This window comes from Azotobacter chroococcum (genome assembly GCF_002220155.1).
Lineage (GTDB): Bacteria > Pseudomonadota > Gammaproteobacteria > Pseudomonadales > Pseudomonadaceae > Azotobacter > Azotobacter chroococcum.
Genome location: NZ_CP011835.1, coordinates 3,373,651 through 3,388,802, shown reverse-complemented (window position 1 = coordinate 3,388,802; position 15,152 = coordinate 3,373,651). Strand labels below are relative to the sequence as shown.

General features: G+C 68.7%; 14 protein-coding genes. 5 read left to right on the top strand and 9 right to left on the bottom strand.

Annotated elements, in window-relative coordinates; all coding sequences use genetic code 11:
* Positions 1 to 59 precede the first annotated feature (59 nt).
* The 4 genes from ACG10_RS15720 to ACG10_RS15700 all read left to right on the top strand — a co-directional run bounded on the left by ACG10_RS15720 (position 60) and on the right by ACG10_RS15700 (position 4,054).
* Positions 60 to 980: an ABC transporter ATP-binding protein gene (locus ACG10_RS15720; RefSeq protein ID WP_089168920.1), complete on the top strand. Its 921-nt coding sequence runs from the start codon at positions 60 to 62 to the stop codon at positions 978 to 980.
* The gene (locus tag ACG10_RS15715; protein ID WP_089168919.1) at positions 977 to 1,711 is read left to right on the top strand and encodes an ABC transporter permease subunit; all 735 of its coding nucleotides are present in this window, start codon (positions 977 to 979) and stop codon (positions 1,709 to 1,711) included. Before ACG10_RS15720 ends, ACG10_RS15715 begins: the two co-directional genes overlap by 4 nt.
* A 1-nt stretch (position 1,712) precedes the next feature.
* Positions 1,713 to 3,548 (top strand): GldG family protein, encoded by a 1,836-nt coding sequence (locus ACG10_RS15710; protein WP_089168918.1) that lies wholly within the window; start codon positions 1,713 to 1,715, stop codon positions 3,546 to 3,548.
* 296 nt (positions 3,549 to 3,844) lie between these two features.
* Complete coding sequence (locus ACG10_RS15700; protein ID WP_039802587.1) at positions 3,845 to 4,054, top strand: cold-shock protein; 210 nt, start codon at positions 3,845 to 3,847, stop codon at positions 4,052 to 4,054.
* Positions 4,055 to 4,128: 74 nt separating this feature from the next.
* Here the strand turns inward: ACG10_RS15700 and ACG10_RS15695 are convergent, their stop codons facing one another.
* The 4 genes from ACG10_RS15695 to ACG10_RS15680 all read right to left on the bottom strand — a co-directional run bounded on the left by ACG10_RS15695 (position 4,129) and on the right by ACG10_RS15680 (position 9,204).
* On the bottom strand, positions 4,129 to 4,503 hold the full coding sequence (locus ACG10_RS15695; protein ID WP_039802589.1) for a hypothetical protein: 375 nt from the start codon (positions 4,501 to 4,503) through the stop codon (positions 4,129 to 4,131).
* A gap of 18 nt (positions 4,504 to 4,521) precedes the next feature.
* The gene (locus tag ACG10_RS15690) at positions 4,522 to 5,325 is read right to left on the bottom strand and encodes a putative RNA methyltransferase (RefSeq protein ID WP_089168917.1); all 804 of its coding nucleotides are present in this window, start codon (positions 5,323 to 5,325) and stop codon (positions 4,522 to 4,524) included.
* Positions 5,319 to 6,476 (bottom strand): succinyl-diaminopimelate desuccinylase, encoded by a 1,158-nt coding sequence (gene dapE / locus ACG10_RS15685; RefSeq protein WP_089168916.1) that lies wholly within the window; start codon positions 6,474 to 6,476, stop codon positions 5,319 to 5,321. The genes ACG10_RS15690 and dapE overlap by 7 nt, the downstream gene beginning before the upstream one ends.
* Before the next feature lie 139 nt (positions 6,477 to 6,615).
* Positions 6,616 to 9,204: a glycosyltransferase gene (locus tag ACG10_RS15680; protein ID WP_089168915.1), complete on the bottom strand. Its 2,589-nt coding sequence runs from the start codon at positions 9,202 to 9,204 to the stop codon at positions 6,616 to 6,618.
* A gap of 243 nt (positions 9,205 to 9,447) precedes the next feature.
* Between ACG10_RS15680 and tcdA the strand changes: the two genes are divergently transcribed.
* Entirely contained in the window at positions 9,448 to 10,260 is an 813-nt protein-coding gene (tcdA, locus tag ACG10_RS15675) for a tRNA cyclic N6-threonylcarbamoyladenosine(37) synthase TcdA (RefSeq protein WP_039802597.1), read from the top strand.
* A gap of 5 nt (positions 10,261 to 10,265) precedes the next feature.
* Here tcdA and kdpE read toward each other — a convergent pair whose 3' ends face one another.
* The 5 genes from kdpE to kdpC are packed head-to-tail and all read right to left on the bottom strand — an operon-like array spanning position 10,266 to position 15,152.
* Complete coding sequence (kdpE, locus tag ACG10_RS15670) at positions 10,266 to 10,958, bottom strand: two-component system response regulator KdpE (RefSeq protein WP_089168914.1); 693 nt, start codon at positions 10,956 to 10,958, stop codon at positions 10,266 to 10,268.
* Positions 10,959 to 10,965: 7 nt separating this feature from the next.
* A complete protein-coding gene (locus ACG10_RS24515; protein WP_232487278.1) occupies positions 10,966 to 12,429 on the bottom strand; it encodes a DUF4118 domain-containing protein in 1,464 nt (487 codons plus the stop codon).
* A 29-nt stretch (positions 12,430 to 12,458) separates the two neighbouring features.
* Positions 12,459 to 13,685, bottom strand: a complete 1,227-nt coding sequence (locus tag ACG10_RS24510; RefSeq protein ID WP_232487123.1) for a hypothetical protein — start codon at positions 13,683 to 13,685, stop codon at positions 12,459 to 12,461.
* Positions 13,686 to 13,702: 17 nt separating this feature from the next.
* Positions 13,703 to 14,551 carry a TorF family putative porin gene (locus tag ACG10_RS15660; RefSeq protein ID WP_198318959.1) on the bottom strand — a complete coding sequence of 283 codons (849 nt, stop codon included), beginning with the start codon at positions 14,549 to 14,551 and terminating at the stop codon, positions 13,703 to 13,705.
* Between the two features lie 25 nt (positions 14,552 to 14,576).
* The gene (gene kdpC / locus ACG10_RS15655; protein ID WP_089168913.1) at positions 14,577 to 15,152 is read right to left on the bottom strand and encodes a potassium-transporting ATPase subunit KdpC; all 576 of its coding nucleotides are present in this window, start codon (positions 15,150 to 15,152) and stop codon (positions 14,577 to 14,579) included.

Sequence of the window (15,152 nt, the reverse complement as noted above, 5' to 3'; positions counted from 1 at the left end):
GCGCTTCCCGCCCAAGGCCGCCGGCTGGCGGGAGGGCCTCACCACACGGATGAGAGGCCATGATCGAGATAGAAAACCTGACCAGGCGCTTCGCGCAGCACACCGTGGTGGACAACCTGTCCTTCCGCGTCCAGCCGGGGGAGGTGCTGGGCTTTCTCGGCCCCAACGGCGCCGGCAAGTCCACCACCATGAAGATGCTCACCGGCTTTCTCGCGCCGACCTCCGGCAGCGCGCGCATCCTCGGCTTCGACATTCAGCGCCAGACCCTCCAGGCCCAGCGGCAGATCGGTTATCTGCCGGAGGGCGCGCCCTGCTATGGCGACATGCGCGTGGCCGGCTTCCTCGGCTTCATCGCCGAGGTGCGCGGCTTCCGCGGCGCGGAGAAGCGGCGCCGGGTCGAGGCGGCGGTGGCTCGGCTGGAGCTGGAGATGGTCCTCGGCCAGACCATCGACACCCTCTCCAAGGGCTTCAAGCGCCGGGTCGGCCTGGCCCAGGCGATCCTCCACGAGCCGCCGGTGCTGATCCTCGACGAGCCGACCGACGGCCTCGATCCCAACCAGAAGCATCAGGTGCGCCAGTTGATCGCAGAGCTTGCCCGCGACCGCATCGTCATCATCTCCACCCATATCCTCGAGGAGGTGGCGGCGGTGTGCAGCCGCGCGCTGATCATCGCCGCCGGCCGGCTGGTGGCCGACGGTACGCCGCTGGAGCTGGAAAGCCGCTCGCGCTACCACCAGGCGGTGACCCTGGTCGGCGAGGGCCTGGAGCTGGACGCACTGGCGGCGCTGCCGGGCGTCGCCGGGGTCGAGGCCAATCCCCGGGAGGGCAGCCTCACCGTGCTGGCCAGGCCGGGCGAGGTGATCTTTCCCCAGATCAATGCGCTGATCCACCAGCGCGGCTGGAAGGTGCGCGAGCTGGACGTGGAGCGCGGCCGCCTCGATGAGGTGTTCCGCGCCCTGACCCGGGGGGCGGCGGCATGAGACAGCTACCGGCGGTCTTCAGGCGCGAGCTGGGCAGCTATTTCGCCACGCCCCTGGCCTATGTGTTCATTCTGATCTTCCTGGTCCTCTCCGGGGTGTTCACCTTCTACCTGGGCCGCTTCTTCGAGAGCAACCAGGCGAGTCTCGCGCCCTTCTTCAATTTCCATCCCTGGCTCTACCTGTTCCTGGTGCCGGCCATCGCCATGCGCCTCTGGGCCGAGGAGCGCAAGTCGGGCTCCATCGAGTTGCTGATGACCCTGCCGATCAGCCGCTTCGAGGCGGTCGCCGGCAAGTTCCTCGCCGCCTGGGCGTTCGCCGGCCTGGCCCTGCTGCTGACCTTTCCCCTGGTGCTCACCGTCAACTATCTGGGCGAGCCGGACAACGGCGCGATCCTCACCGGCTACCTCGGCAGCTGGCTGCTGGCCGGCGCCTACCTGGCGATCGGCTCGTGCATGTCGGCGCTGGCGAAGAACCAGGTGATCGCCTTCATCCTCGCCGTCAGCCTGAGCTTCCTATTCGTCGTCAGCGGCTTCCCGCTGGTGCTCGATGCCTTCGTTGGCTGGGCGCCGCAGTGGCTGCTCGACGCGGTGGCCTCGCTGAGCTTCCTGGTGCGCTTCGATGCGATCAGCAAGGGCGTGCTCGACCTGCGCGACCTGCTCTACTTCGTCTCCCTGATCGCCGCCTGGCTGGCCGCCACCGCCGTGGTGGTCGATCTGAAGAAGGCCGACTGACATGAAGAAGATCCTGTATTCCGGCGCCGGGCTGCTGCTCATCGCCGCGGCGTTTCTCGCCTTCAACATCCTCTCCGGCCAGTTGCTCGGCAATGCCCGCCTGGACCTCACCGAGCAGAAGCTCTACACCCTTTCCGCCGGCACCGAGCGGGTCCTCGCCGAGCTGGATGAGCCGCTCGACCTGTATTTCTTCTACTCCGACCAGGCCACCCGCGAGCTGGCGCCGCTGCGCAACTACGCCCGGCGCGTCGAGGAAATGCTCAAGGCCTACGAGCGCGTCGCGAACGGCAGGCTGCGCCTGCACATCGTCGATCCCGAGCCGTTCTCCGAGGACGAGGACCGCGCCGCCGAGTTCGGCCTGCAGGCGGTGCCGCTGAACCAGGGCGGCGAGCAGATCTACTTCGGCCTGGCCGGCCGCAATCCGGCGGGCAACACCCAGGCGATCCCGTTCTTCCCGCTGGACCAGGAGGAATTCCTCGAGTACGAGATCAGCCGCCTGGTGCAGAGCCTGGCGCATCCCGCGCTGCCGGTGGTCGGGGTGCTCTCCGGGCTGCAGCTGAACGGTGGCTTCGACATGCTGGCCGGGCAGCCGACGCCGCCCTGGATGGTGCTCGAGGAGATCCGCCAGCTGTTCCACATCGAAAGCCTGGAGGCCGGCATCGACCAGATTCCCGAGGAGGTTTCGGTGCTGCTGCTGGTGCACCCGAAGCAGCTGCCGGAGCAGACCCTCTATGCCATCGACCAGTTCGTGCTGCGCGGCGGCAAGCTGCTGGCCTTCGTCGATCCGCTCAGCGAGACCGACACGGGCATGAGCCTGAGCGGTGAGATGGGCGCTGGCCGGGCCTCCGACCTGGAGCCGCTGTTCAAGGCCTGGGGCCTGCGCCTGCGCCCCGGCGAGGTGCTCGGCGATGCCGCCTACGCCATGGCGGTGAGCGTTGGCCAGGGCCAGCGGGCGGTGCGTCATCCCGCCTGGCTGAGCCTGCCGCCTGCGGCGCTGGACGAGCAGGATGTCAGTACCGCCGGGCTGGAAAGCCTGACCGTCGCCAGCGCCGGCATCCTCGACCCGGTGGAGGGTGCCTCGACCCGCTTCGTGCCGCTGATCCGGAGCTCCGTCTACGCCATGCCGCTGGATGCCGAGCGGGTCGCCGCCGTCGACGATCCGCAGACCCTGCTCGGCGACCTGCAGCCGACCGGCGAGCGCTACACCCTTGCCGCGCGGATCAGCGGGCCGGCCAAGTCGGCCTATCCGGATGGCATTGAGGGACGCAAGGACGGTCTCAAGACGGCCGGCAATATCAACCTGATCGTGGTCGCCGACAGCGACCTGCTCAGCGACCGCATGTGGGTGCGGGTGCAGGACTTCTTCGGCCAGCGGATTCCGCAACCGTTCGCCGACAACGCCAGCCTGGCGATCAACGCGCTGGACAACCTGGCCGGCTCCGACGCGCTGATCGAGGTGCGCTCGCGCGGCCGCTTCAGCCGTCCGTTCGTGGTGGTCGAGGCGCTGCAGCGCGAGGCCGAGGCGCGCTTCCGCGAGAAGGAGGAGGTGTTGCAGCAGCGCCTGGCGCAGACCGAGCAGCAGCTCGCCGCCCTGCAGCAGAGCGAGGAGCCGGGCAAGGCCCTGGAGCTGAGCGCCGAGCAGCAGGCCACGCTGCAGCAGTTCATGCAGGAGAAGCTGCGCATCCGCAAGGAGCTGCGCGAGGTGCGCTACCAGCTCAACGCGGACATCGAGGCCCTCGGGCGCACCCTCAAGCTCCTCAACATCGCCCTGGTGCCGCTGCTGCTGACCCTGGGGGTGCTGGCAGTCTGGTTGTGGCGTCGCCGGCGCCGGGTCTGAGGGGAAAATCGCCTATCAGACATGGGGTTATTGCTTGTGGGGCGGGCGAAAAGCCTGAAATCAGTCGAAAATACTCGGATTTTCGACTGATTTATTGATCTGGAGGGGTTGCGTGCCTGCGACAAAAAGTCCTTTCCAGCCCGGACGGTTGCTTTATACTGCCGAAGCGGTGCTTCCAGGGATGCGCCTTCAACACCCTAGTGATCGAGCATGTTTGAGGGTTTGGAGCACGTCCGCGGGCCTTGGTGGCCTCTGGTAAGGCAAACAACAAAATTGCATGTTTGGAGAGAGTGGTAATGGCTGATCGTGAGGTCGGAACCGTCAAGTGGTTCAATGATGCCAAAGGCTATGGATTCATTCAGCGCGAGAGCGGCCCGGACGTGTTCGTCCATTACCGCGCCATCCGCGGCGAAGGTCATCGCTCCCTGATCGAGGGACAGAAGGTGGAGTTCTCGGTGATCCAGGGCCAGAAGGGCCTGCAGGCGGAAGACGTCTCCAGAGTGTAGTACCCGACAGGCCCGTCAGCGACGGGCCTGTTCGCTTCCGGCTTCCGGCTGCCGCCGGTGCCTTCCCGGGACCCTCACTGGGTCCGCCAGATGAACTCCTGCTCACCCTCGCCATTGATCTTGATCCAGCGGTCGGCGGCATCGATGCCATCCTCTTCCTGCCAGCCTCCTGGCGCACAGCGGATCTCCACGCCCAGTGCGGCAAAGGCGGCGCGGGCGAAGGCCGGGTCGTCCTCCCAGGGCGTCCGCTCGCTCTCGATGAACAGGCTGTGCCACTTGCCCACCGCGTTCGGCAGCCAGGTGACGGGCGCGCCGTTGGCGGCCTGGCACTTGAAGGTCTGGCCCTGGCGTCGCCAGGGCGTGCAGGGGCCGATCGTCGCGTTCAGCCAGTCGGTGACTGCCTGCTGATCGCCGTCCTTCAGGTAGATCTCGATGTCGGGTTGGCGCATGGCTGGCGGACTCTCCGGCTAGTTTCGTTCGATCCAATCGTAGCGTATGGCAATGGTGACCTCTAAGGGCGCGGCGATCACCGCGGCGCGGCGCTCGGCGTTGGCGCGCCAGCCGTGCGGGGTCATCGCCAGCAGGTCGGCGCGGTCCTCGGCGTTGTTCAGCCGCAGCCGGTAGCTCAGCGTTTCGCTGTGCACGAGATGCATGCCCGGCGGAATCAGCGACAGGTGCTTGGCGTCGTCGTACTCGCGCACCTCGTCGTAGAGCAGGCCGCGCAGCTCCAGCAGGTGCTCGTGGGTCGGCCCCATGCGCAGCAGGCCGCCGCCGGGGGCCAGCAGGCGGCGGGCCTCCTGCCAGTCGAGCGGGCTGAACACGCTGGCCAGCAGGTTGCAGCTGGCGTCGGCCAGCGGCACCCGGGCCATGCTGGCGACCAGCCAGGTCAGCTGCGGGGCCCGGCGGCAGGCCCGCTTGACCGCCTCGCGGGAGATGTCCAGGGCATAGCCGTCGGCCTCGGGCAGGGCTTCGGCCAGTTGCGCGGTGTAGTAGCCCTCGCCGCAGCCGATGTCCAGCCAGCGGCGTGGCGCGCGTTCGGCGGCCAGTTCGGTCAGGCGGCGGGCCAGCGGGGCATAGTGTCCGCCGTCGAGGAAGCGCCGGCGCGCTTCGACCATTGCCTGGTTGTCGCCGGGGTCGCGGCTCTTCTTGTGCTGCACTGGCAACAGGTTCAGGTAGCCTTGGCGGGCGCGGTCGAAGCGGTGCCCGGCGGGACAGGCGACGCCCCGCTCATCGGCGCTCAGGGCGCCGTTGCAGAGGGGACAGGTCAGCATGCCAGCAGCCGCACCAGGGTCTGGTAGTAGATCTCGGTGAGCAGTTCCAGGTCGCTGGCGAGGATGCGCTCGTCGACCTGGTGGATGGTGGCGTTGAGCGGGCCGAGCTCGACCACCTGGGTGCCGAGGGTGGCGATGAAGCGCCCGTCGGAGGTGCCGCCGCTGGTCGAGGGCGTGGTTTCCCGGCCGGTCACCGCGCGGATGCTGGCCGATACGGCGTCCAGCAGCGCGCCCGGCTCGGTGAGGAACGGCAGGCCGGACAGCGCCCAGTCGATCTGCCAGTCCAGGCCGTGGCGGTCGAGGATCGCCGCGACGCGCTGCTGGAGGCCTTCCACCGTGGATTCGGTGGAGAAGCGGAAGTTGAACAGTACCTGCAGCTCGCCGGGGATCACGTTGGTGGCGCCGGTGCCGGCCTTGATGTTGGAGATCTGGAAGCTGGTCGGCGGGAAGAAGGCGTTGCCGTCGTCCCAGTGCTCGGCGGCCAGCTCGGCCAGCGCCGGCGCGGCCAGGTGGATGGGGTTCTTCGCCAGCTGCGGGTAGGCCACGTGGCCCTGCTTGCCGCGCACCGTCAGGGTCGCGCCGAGGGAGCCGCGCCGGCCGTTCTTCACCGTGTCGCCGAGCGCCGCGCTGCTCGACGGCTCGCCGACGATGCACCAGTCGAGGCGCTCGCCGCGCGCGCGCAGGCGCTCGACCACCGCCTGGGTGCCGTGCAGCGCCGGGCCTTCCTCGTCGCTGGTGATCAGGAAGGCGATCGCCCCGCGATGGCGCGGGTGGTCGGCGACGAAGCGCTCGACCGCAACCACCATGGCCGCCAGGCTGCCCTTCATGTCCGCCGCGCCGCGCCCGCGGAGCATGCCGGCGTCATCGATGGTGGCCGCGAAGGGCGGGCTCTGCCAGGCCTCGTGCGGGCCGGTCGGCACCACGTCGGTGTGGCCGGCGAAGCACAGCACCGGCCCCTCGCCCGTGCCGCCGTCGCGACGCGCCCAGAAATTCTCCACCTCCTCGATGTGCATCGGCTCCAGGGCGAAGCCGGCGGCGCCCAGACGGGCCATCATCAGCGCCTGGCAGCCTTCGTCCAGCGGCGTGACCGAGGGGCGGTTGATCAGCTCGCAGGCGAGCGCCAAGGTGGGGGAGAGGGCTGGGGCGGTCATTGCGGCTCCGGGGCGGAAAAAGGGCGCCATCTTAAAGCAAAAGCCGCTGCGCGACTGCAGCGGCCTTGCCGGGGGACGGGGTAAGGATAGGCGACTGCCGACTGCCGGGCGGGAGCCCGGCGGGGGTGGCCGGCACGCCTCAGGCGGTCTCGGCGAGCGGAGCCTCCTCGGCCTTCGGCAGCGACGACAGCAGGGCCATGATCAGCGCCGCCAGGTAGGGCAGCGACTGGATCAGCAGGACCGCCACCCAGAAGATCACGTCGTTGCTCGGAAAGCCCTGCACCAGGGCGATGCCGGCGGCCGCACCCCACAGCACGAGCATGATCACGACCTCCTCGCGGGCTTCCGCCAGGGCCACCAGGAAGCCATGGCTGGTCGCCATCTTCGGCGTGCGGAAGAACGGGATGCTGCTGGTGAAGAAGCCGTAGAGCACCGCCTTGGCGATGGTGTGCGACAGCGCCAGGCCGGCGATCGCGGCGTAGAAGGCATCCTTGAGGTTGAGGCCCACCGCGCGGCGATAGAGGAACAGGATCTTGCCGACCTTGAAGGCGAACAGCGCCAGCGGCGGGATGGCGAAGATCATCAGCGGCGGATCGACCCGGTGCGGGACAATGATCATCGCCGCCGACCAGAGCAGGGCGCCGAGGGTGAAGAAGATGTTCAGCCCGTCGGCGATCCACGGCAGCCAGCCGGCGAGGAAGTGGTAGCGCTGGCCGCGGGTCAGCTCGGTGTCCTTGCCCCACAGCAGGCTGCGGGTGTGGCGCTTCATGATCTGGATGGCGCCGTAGGCCCAGCGGAAACGCTGCTTCTTGAAGTCGATGAAGGTGTCGGGCATCAGACCCTTGCCGTAGCTGCGTTCCGAGTAGGCGGCGGAGAGGCCCTTCTCGAACACCCGCAGGCCCAGCTCGGCGTCCTCGGTGATGCACCAGTCGGCCCAGCCCAGCTCGTCCAGCACCGCGCGGCGGGTCATGGTCATGGTGCCGTGCTGGATGATCGCGTCGCGGTCGTTGCGGGTGATCATGCCGATGTGGAAGAAGCCCTTGTATTCGGCGTAGCAGAGCTTCTTGAAGGCGCTCTCCTTGTCGTCGCGGTAGTCCTGCGGCGACTGCACCACGGCGATTTTCGGATCGGCGAAGTGCGGCACCATGTGCTTGAGCCAGTCGCGCTCGACGCAGTAGTCGGAGTCGATCACCGCAATCACCTCGGCGTCCGGCGCGGTGTGCTGCATCACGTAGTTCAGCGCGCCGCCCTTGAAGCCGGCCAGCGGCGCGACGTGGAAGAACTTGAAGCGCGGGCCGAGGCGCGCGCAGTGCTCCTCGAGGGGCTGCCAGACCGCCGGGTCCTTGGTGTTGTTGTCGATCACCAGCACTTCGTAGTCCGGATAGTCCAGACGGGCGAGGGCGTCGAGGGTCTGCTTGACCATCTCCGGCGGCTCGTTGTAGCAGGGCACGTGGATCGACACCTTGGGCCGGTAGGCTTCGTCGCCGGTGACCGGCGGAAACGGCCGGCGGCGCTTGAGCATCCACACCGTTTCGGCCAGCTCGTGGGCCTCGGTGAGCAGCACGATGAACACGCCGAGTGCGCCGAGGGCGAGGAGGAAGCCGACGGTGAGGCTGAACCAGGTGCTGTACTGCTGGCTGTAGTCGTAGGCGATCCACACCAGGATCGAGCCGCAGGCGAAGGCGACGAAGGTCAGGAAGGTGCGCCCGCGCTGGCGCAGCGAGCTGCCGTCGATCAACAGCAGGGCCAGGGCCAGCACGGCGAGGACCACCGAGCCGATGGCCAGCAGGCGCCACTGGGGAATCGCCACCACCGGCCCCTCGAAGGCGAACTTGGGCTGGCGCTCGAAGTTGTAGACGCCCCAGTAGGCGCCCACCGAGCCTTCGTCGTCGATCTTCCAGGGCTGGTCGAAGGCCTCGATGACGAAGTAGTTGTAGCCCTGGGCGTTGAGGGTGTTGACCAGGGTGCGCAGGTAGATCGCCTGGTCGGCCTGGGAGGCCTCGGCGCCGCCGCGGGTGCGGCCGTTGCTCGGCCAGCCGACTTCCGAGAGCAGCAGCGGCTTTCTCGGGAACAGCTTCTTCAGGTCGCGGGCGCGGTCGAGGACGAACTGGGTGGAGTCCTCCATCGGCACGAATTCCCAGTAGGGCAGGATGTGTGCGGCGATCAGGTCGACGTGGCGGCCCAGCTCCGGATATTCCTGCCAGATGTGCCACTGCTCGGAGGTGGTCACCGGCACCTTGACTGCGGCGCGCACCTGGTCGATGTAGGTGATCAGCGCCTCGGGGGTGATCTCGCCGCGGAACAGCGCCTCGTTGCCGACCACCACGCGCACCACGCTGCGCGAGCTCTTCGCCAGTTCGATGGCCTTGGCGACCTCCCGTTCGTTGCGCTCGATGTCCTGGCTGATCCAGATGCCCAGGGTCACGCGCAGGCCGAACTCCTCGGCCAGGCGCGGCACATTGGCCAGGGCGCCGTCCACCGAATAGGTGCGGATGCTGTCGGTCTGCCGGCTGAGCAGCTCCAGGTCGGCGCGGATCTCCTCGTCGCTCGGGTAGACGTCCTCCTGGGGATTCTGCCCCGGGCGGAACGGCGAGAAGGAGTAGCCGGAAATCTGCTCGGGCCAGTCCGGTGCGCTGACCGGCAGGTTGTAGAGCGCCCAGAAGCCGGTGAAGAGCGCGGCGACCGCCACGACCACCACCAGATTGAGTCCGAATTTATGCGATGACATGACTGATTCAGGTTCCAAGGGGTGGAGCAGGGGAAGCCGGCGAACGCCGTCGGCGCATCCTACTGTGCCATCCCTGACCTGTATAGCTCCCGCCCGTCCAGCCACGCCAAGGCCGGCGCAGCCTGCGGCTCTTTGGCAGCGGCGGGCCGGACAAGTTCGCCACATGCTCGGCGGGAGCCCGGCAAAGGCTTCAATCCCGCCTCGCCAGCGCCGATAATACGCGCCCGTTCGCGAGGTATGTAAATGATTACAGAGGATCGGCGTTTCGGCGGCATCGCCCGCCTGTATGGCCGCGACGGTCTGGCCCGCCTGGCGGCGGCCCATGTGGCGGTGGTCGGGATCGGCGGGGTCGGCTCCTGGGCGGCGGAGGCGCTGGCGCGCAGCGGGGTCGGCGAGATTTCCCTGTTCGATCTGGACGACGTCTGCATCACCAACACCAACCGCCAGGTGCATGCCCTCGAAGGCGCCGTCGGACGGCCCAAGGTCGAGGCGATGGCCGAGCGCCTGCGCGCCATCAGCCCCGCGTGCCGGGTGCATGCGGTGGCCGACTTCGTCACCCGCGAGACCATGGCCGAACACATCACCGAAGACCTGGACTTCGTCATCGACTGCATCGACAGCGTGGCGGCCAAGGCGGCGCTGATCGCCTGGTGCAAGCGGCGCAAGATCGGCATCGTCACCACCGGCGGTGCCGGCGGGCAGATCGACCCGACGCAGATCCAGGTCGGCGACCTGAACAAGACCTTCAACGACCCGCTGGCCGCCAAGGTACGCTCGACCCTGCGCCGCGACTACGGCTTCTCGCGCACGCCGGGACGGACCTACAGCGTGCCCTGCGTGTTCTCCAGCGAGCAGCTGCGCTACCCCAAGCCGGACGGCACGGTGTGCCAGAGCAAGGGCTTCGTCGGCGAAGGGGTGAAGCTCGACTGCGCCGGCGGCTTCGGCGCGGTGACCATGGTCACCGCCAGCTTCGGCATGGCCGCTGCGGCCAGGGCGGTGGACAAGCTGGTGGCCGGCGCGCGGCGTCCGGCGGAGCGGCGCGCCTCTTCCGCCTGAGGGGGCTATTGCATCTGGAAGCGGTAGCCCACCCCGGGCTCGGTCAGGATGAAGTCGGGGCTGGCCGGATCGTTTTCGATCTTCTTGCGCAGATGGCCCATGTAGACGCGGACGTAATGGCTGTCCTCGGCGTGGGTGGGACCCCAGACCGCCTTGAGCAGTTGCCGGTGGGTCAGCACGCAGTCCGGGTTCGAGACCAGGTAGGCCAGCAGGCGGAACTCGATCGGCGTGAGATGGACGGGCTGGCCGTCCTTTTCCACCAGGCGCCGCCCGAAGTCGATCCGCACCGGGCCGAAGCGGACCGACTCCGCTCCCTCGGCGCCGCTGCGGTGCCGCCTGAGGTGCGCCCGGACCCGGGCCAGCAGCTCGGCGGAACCGAAGGGCTTCGACAGGTAGTCGTCGGCCCCCGCATCCAGGGCGGTGACCTTTTCCGCCTCGGCGGTGCGGGCCGACAGCACGATGACCGGGATGTCGGACCAGGTCCGCAGATCCCGGATCAGCTCGATGCCGTCCCCGTCCGGCAGGCCGAGGTCGAGGATGAGCAGGTCGGGCTTGCGGGTCCCCGCCTCGATCAGCCCGCGCCTGACCGAGTCCGCCTCGTGGACCTCGCAGCCCTCGGCTTCCAGGGCCAGGCGCACGAAGCGGCGCAGGTTGGCTTCGTCCTCGACGATGATCACTCGCGGCGTTGGCGTGGACATGAGGGCTTCAGTTTCCAGGTGGAGGGGATTGCCCATCGTCCAGTGCGACGGGCGGCGGATTGCCGAGGGGCAGGGTGATGACGAAGCAGGCCCCGCCCCCCGGTCGCGGGCGGGCGAGGATGCTTCCCCGGTGCGCCTCGACGATGGCCCGGCAGATGGCCAGGCCCAGGCCGACGCCCGGCGTGCTGCCCTCCTGCTGGCCCCGCTCGAACTTCCTGAATATCGCCTCTTCGCGTCCTTTCGGCAAACCCGGACCGTTGTCCTCGACGTGGATTTCCATCTGGCTGCCCGAGGTGAAGGCACCGATCCAGATGCCGCTGCCGGGCGGCGTGTATTTCACCGCGTTCTCCAGGAGGTTGCAGAACACCCGCTGCATCAGCACCGAATCGACCTCGACCAGCGGCAGGTCGTCCGGCAGGTCCACCTTGAGCCGATGCTCGGCCAGCATCGGCCTGAGGCTCCGGATGGCGCTGCCGACCACTTCCTCCAGGGGCTGCCATTGCCGGTTGAGATGGATGCGGCCGGCCTGCAGGCGCGCCATGTCGAGCAGGTTGTTCACCTGGGCGTTGATGCGCAGGGCCTGCTCGCGCAGCTTGCGGGCGATGCCGGCCTGCGCTTCGTCGAGGGCCGGCTGGGTGAGGAACATGGAGTCGACCAGGCCGATGAGCACGCTCAGGGGGGTGCGCAGGTCGTGGGAGATTGCCGACAGCAGGGAGTTGCGCAGGCGCTCCGATTCCATCTGCAGCATGGTTTCCTGGGCCACGCTGACGTAATGCACCCGCTCCAGGGCGATCGCGATCAGGGAGGCGAAGGTGTCCAGGAGCCGGCGCTGTTCGGGGCCCAGCAGCCGGGCCGGGTCGCGCATCTCGAGGGCCAGGACGCCGCGAAAGCGCATCGGCGCCTTGAGCGGCAGGTAGAGAATCGGGCTGGCCGGCAGGGTGTTGGTTCCCTGGCCGGCCGCCTCGCCGTGGTCGAAGGCCCACTGGGCGATGCCCGGGTCGATCTCCGGAAAGCCGGCCGCGACCTGTGCCGGCACCTGCAGCCGGTCTGCGGCGTCGGTCAGCAGGAAGGCTGCGCGCATGTTCATTTCGGTGGCGAGGAAGCGGCTGCCGATCTCGGTGATCTGCTCCGGGACCAGGGCCCCGGAAAGGTCCCGCGACATCTCGTAGAGGGCCTTCACCCGCGCCTCCCGCCAGCCGGCGACCTGCGCCTGGTACTTGAAGCCGGCGGTGAGCTGGCCGATCACCAGCCCCACCACCAGCATCACCACGAAGGTCATCAGGTACTGCATGTCGCCGACCGCGAAGGTGAAGCGCGGCGGAACGAAGAAGAAGTCGAAGATGGCCACGCCGAGGAACGAGGCCAGCACCGCCGGCCCGCGGCCGAAACGGACGGCGACCGCCACCACCGCGAGCAGAAACACCATCACGATGTTCGCCAGGTCGAAAAAGGGGTAGAGCGGCGCCGCGATCAGTCCGGCCAGCCCGCATACCGCGGCGCTCAGCGCATAGGCCGGCCAGTTCGCGGGGGCGATCCGCTCCCTGGCGGGCCGCGCCTGCCGGGGGCTTCCCGCTCGGCCCGGGCCACCTGAATCACATCCAGGTCCGCCGCGAGGCGGCCGATCCGGTCGGCGACCGAGCGCCGCCAGAAGCGCCAGAGCGGCGGGTCGTCGCGTCCGACCATGAGCCGCGACAGGTTGTGGGTCCGTGCGTAGCGGACGGCCTCGTCCTCCACGCGGGTTCCGGACAGGGTGGCGGTCTGCGCGCCGAGTTCCTGGGCCAGCCGCAGGGTCTTCAGGGGGCGTTCGCGGTCGGCCGGGGGCAGCCGTTGCAGATCGGGCGTCTCCACATGGACCGCATGCCAGGAGGTTTCCAGCCGTCCGGCGATGCGCGCCGCGCTGCGCACCAGCTTCTCGCTGCCGGCGCCGGCGCCGATGCACACCAGCAGGGCGTCATGGGTCTGCCAGACCGGGGTGACCAGTTGGTCGCGGCGGTACTGCTGGACGTCCTCGTCCACCCGGTCGGCGGTGCGGCGCAGGGCCAGCTCGCGCAGGGCCAGCAGGTTGCCCTTGCGGAAGAAGTTGCGGATCGCCCGCTCGGCCTGGTTGGGCAGGTACACCTTGCCTTCCCGCAGGCGCTGCAGCAGCTCGTCCGGCGGTAGGTCCACCAGCACCACCTCGTCCGCCTCGTCGAACACCCGGTCCGGCACGGTTTCCCAGACGCGGATGCCGGTGATCCCGCTGACCACGTCGTTGAGGCTCTCCAGGTGCTGCACGTTCACCGTGGAGTACACGTCGATGCCGGCCGCGAGCAGCTCCTCCACGTCCTGCCAGCGCTTGGGATGGCGGGAGCCGGCGACGTTGGCGTGGGCCAGCTCGTCGACCAGGATGAGCGCCGGCCGCCGGGCCAGCGCCCGGTCGAGGTCGAATTCCCGCAGTATCCGGCCGCGGTAGGGGATTTCCTTGAGCGCGATCTGTTCGATCCCCTCGACCAGTACGGCCGTCTCTTGGCGTCCGTGGGTTTCCACCACGCCGATGACCAGGTCCACGCCCTGGACGAGCTGCTGGCGGGCGGCGACCAGCATGGCGAAGGTCTTGCCCACGCCGGCCGAGGCGCCGAAGAAGATCTTCAGGCGGCCCCGCCTGGCCCGCTCTTCCTCCTGCTGGACCTTCGCCAGCAGCTCGTCCGGATCGGGACGGCGCAGGGCGGGATCGGTGGACACTGGCATGGCTTGTCCTCCGGCCTTCAGAAGTTGCGGGCGACCGAGAAGACGAGGGTGCTGCGCCCCGCGTCCCGGTCATGCGAGCCATTGGCGCGGCCTGCGCTGTCGGTGCTGCTGCTGAAGCAGTAGAACTCGCCGTTGCCGCAGCTGCCCTGGGCATCGGTGGCGACATAGGAGGCGGCGACGACCCAGCCGGCAAGCTCCTTGCTCAGGCCCAGCCGCCAGTCGGTGTAGCGGCCGTCGTAGCGGGAGCCGTCGGCATTGCGGTAGGAGAAGTCGCGCATGAAAAGGTGTCCGACATGGGCCGTCAGGGTCAGGCCGTTGCCCAGCGCGTGGCTGGCGGCAAGATCCAGGTAGCCCGTGCCGCGGGTTCCGGGAAGCTGGAAATAATCGGTGAAGGCATGGTGATACTTCAGCGTGAGAAAGCGCCAGCTGCCGGCCAGGTAGAGTTCGCCGTTGTCGACCACGCCGTTGGCTTTCCGGTCGGGATGGCGGGCGTTGACGCCCTGGAAGGCGTCGTCGAGGTGGGTGCCGGGGTAATAGTAATAGATCGCCCCCAGATCCAGCGCGACGTCGCCGAGCCGGGTCTTGTAGCCGCCGTAGAAGTCCATTTCCAGGCGGCCGCCCGGATAGCCCGCGCCGCTGCTGATGTTGGAGTTCCAGTTGCCGGCGTAGAGGCCGCTGGCATGGCTGTAGTCGAAGCCACCCTGCAGGGCAGGCCTGCCGAAGGTCTGGTCGATGCCGCGGAAGCGGTATTCGCTGAACAGCCCAAGGTTGGCGGTGAAGCTGTGCGGCGTCGCCTGGGGCTGGTCGGCGGCGAGCGTCAGGCTCGCGCTGGCCAGGGTGGTCAGTGCGTAATGCTTGATGGTCATGGGTTCGGCTCACGAAAAGGGGGCATCACTGCCCCAGGGCATCCAGCGCGAGATTGAGCTTCAGCACGTTCACCCGCGGCTCGCCGAGCAGCCACCACTGGCGGCCCTCCGCCTGGCCTTCCACGAGGGACCTGACCTGCGCTTCGGGCAGGCCTCGGGCGCGGGCCACCCGGGGCACCTGCCAGAGGGCCGCGGCCGGACTGATGTGCGGGTCGAGGCCGCTGGCCGAAGCGGTGACCAGATCCACCGGCACCGCCCGGGCGTTGCCCGGATCGGCGGCGCGCAGCGCCTCGAGGCGGGTCTCGACCGCCGCGACCAGGGCCGGATTGAGCGGCCCCAGGTTGGAGCCGGACGAGGCGGCCGCGTTGTAGGGCTGGGGAGCGGTCGCCGAGGGGCGTCCCCAGAAGTGTTTCGGATCGCTGAAATGCTGGCCGACCAGTGCCGAGCCGACCACCTGGCCGTCCTCGAGGATCAGGCTGCCGGCAGCCTGTTCGGGAAAGACGGCCCTGGCGATGCCGGTCACCGCCAGGGGATAGGCCAGGCCGGTGGCGGCGCTGAGCAGCAGGAACAGGCTGACGGCGGGACGAACGAGGGTTTTCAT

Excerpts from the sequence above, each read along its gene's own strand:
- ACG10_RS15715 (WP_089168919.1), top strand. The coding sequence starts at position 977 with ATGAGACAGCTACCGGCGGTCTTCAGGCGCGAGCTGGGCAGCTATTTC.
- ACG10_RS24510 (WP_232487123.1), bottom strand. The coding sequence starts at position 13,685 with ATGCCAGTGTCCACCGATCCCGCCCTGCGCCGTCCCGATCCGGACGAG.
- ACG10_RS15720 (WP_089168920.1), top strand. The coding sequence starts at position 60 with ATGATCGAGATAGAAAACCTGACCAGGCGCTTCGCGCAGCACACCGTG.
- ACG10_RS15695 (WP_039802589.1), bottom strand. The coding sequence starts at position 4,503 with ATGCGCCAACCCGACATCGAGATCTACCTGAAGGACGGCGATCAGCAG.
- kdpC (WP_089168913.1), bottom strand. The coding sequence starts at position 15,152 with ATGAAAACCCTCGTTCGTCCCGCCGTCAGCCTGTTCCTGCTGCTCAGC.
- dapE (WP_089168916.1), bottom strand. The coding sequence starts at position 6,476 with ATGACCGCCCCAGCCCTCTCCCCCACCTTGGCGCTCGCCTGCGAGCTG.
- ACG10_RS15690 (WP_089168917.1), bottom strand. The coding sequence starts at position 5,325 with ATGCTGACCTGTCCCCTCTGCAACGGCGCCCTGAGCGCCGATGAGCGG.
- ACG10_RS15660 (WP_198318959.1), bottom strand. The coding sequence starts at position 14,551 with ATGACCATCAAGCATTACGCACTGACCACCCTGGCCAGCGCGAGCCTG.
- kdpE (WP_089168914.1), bottom strand. The coding sequence starts at position 10,958 with ATGTCCACGCCAACGCCGCGAGTGATCATCGTCGAGGACGAAGCCAAC.
- ACG10_RS15700 (WP_039802587.1), top strand. The coding sequence starts at position 3,845 with ATGGCTGATCGTGAGGTCGGAACCGTCAAGTGGTTCAATGATGCCAAA.
- tcdA (WP_039802597.1), top strand. The coding sequence starts at position 9,448 with ATGATTACAGAGGATCGGCGTTTCGGCGGCATCGCCCGCCTGTATGGC.
- ACG10_RS15710 (WP_089168918.1), top strand. The coding sequence starts at position 1,713 with ATGAAGAAGATCCTGTATTCCGGCGCCGGGCTGCTGCTCATCGCCGCG.
- ACG10_RS15680 (WP_089168915.1), bottom strand. The coding sequence starts at position 9,204 with ATGTCATCGCATAAATTCGGACTCAATCTGGTGGTGGTCGTGGCGGTC.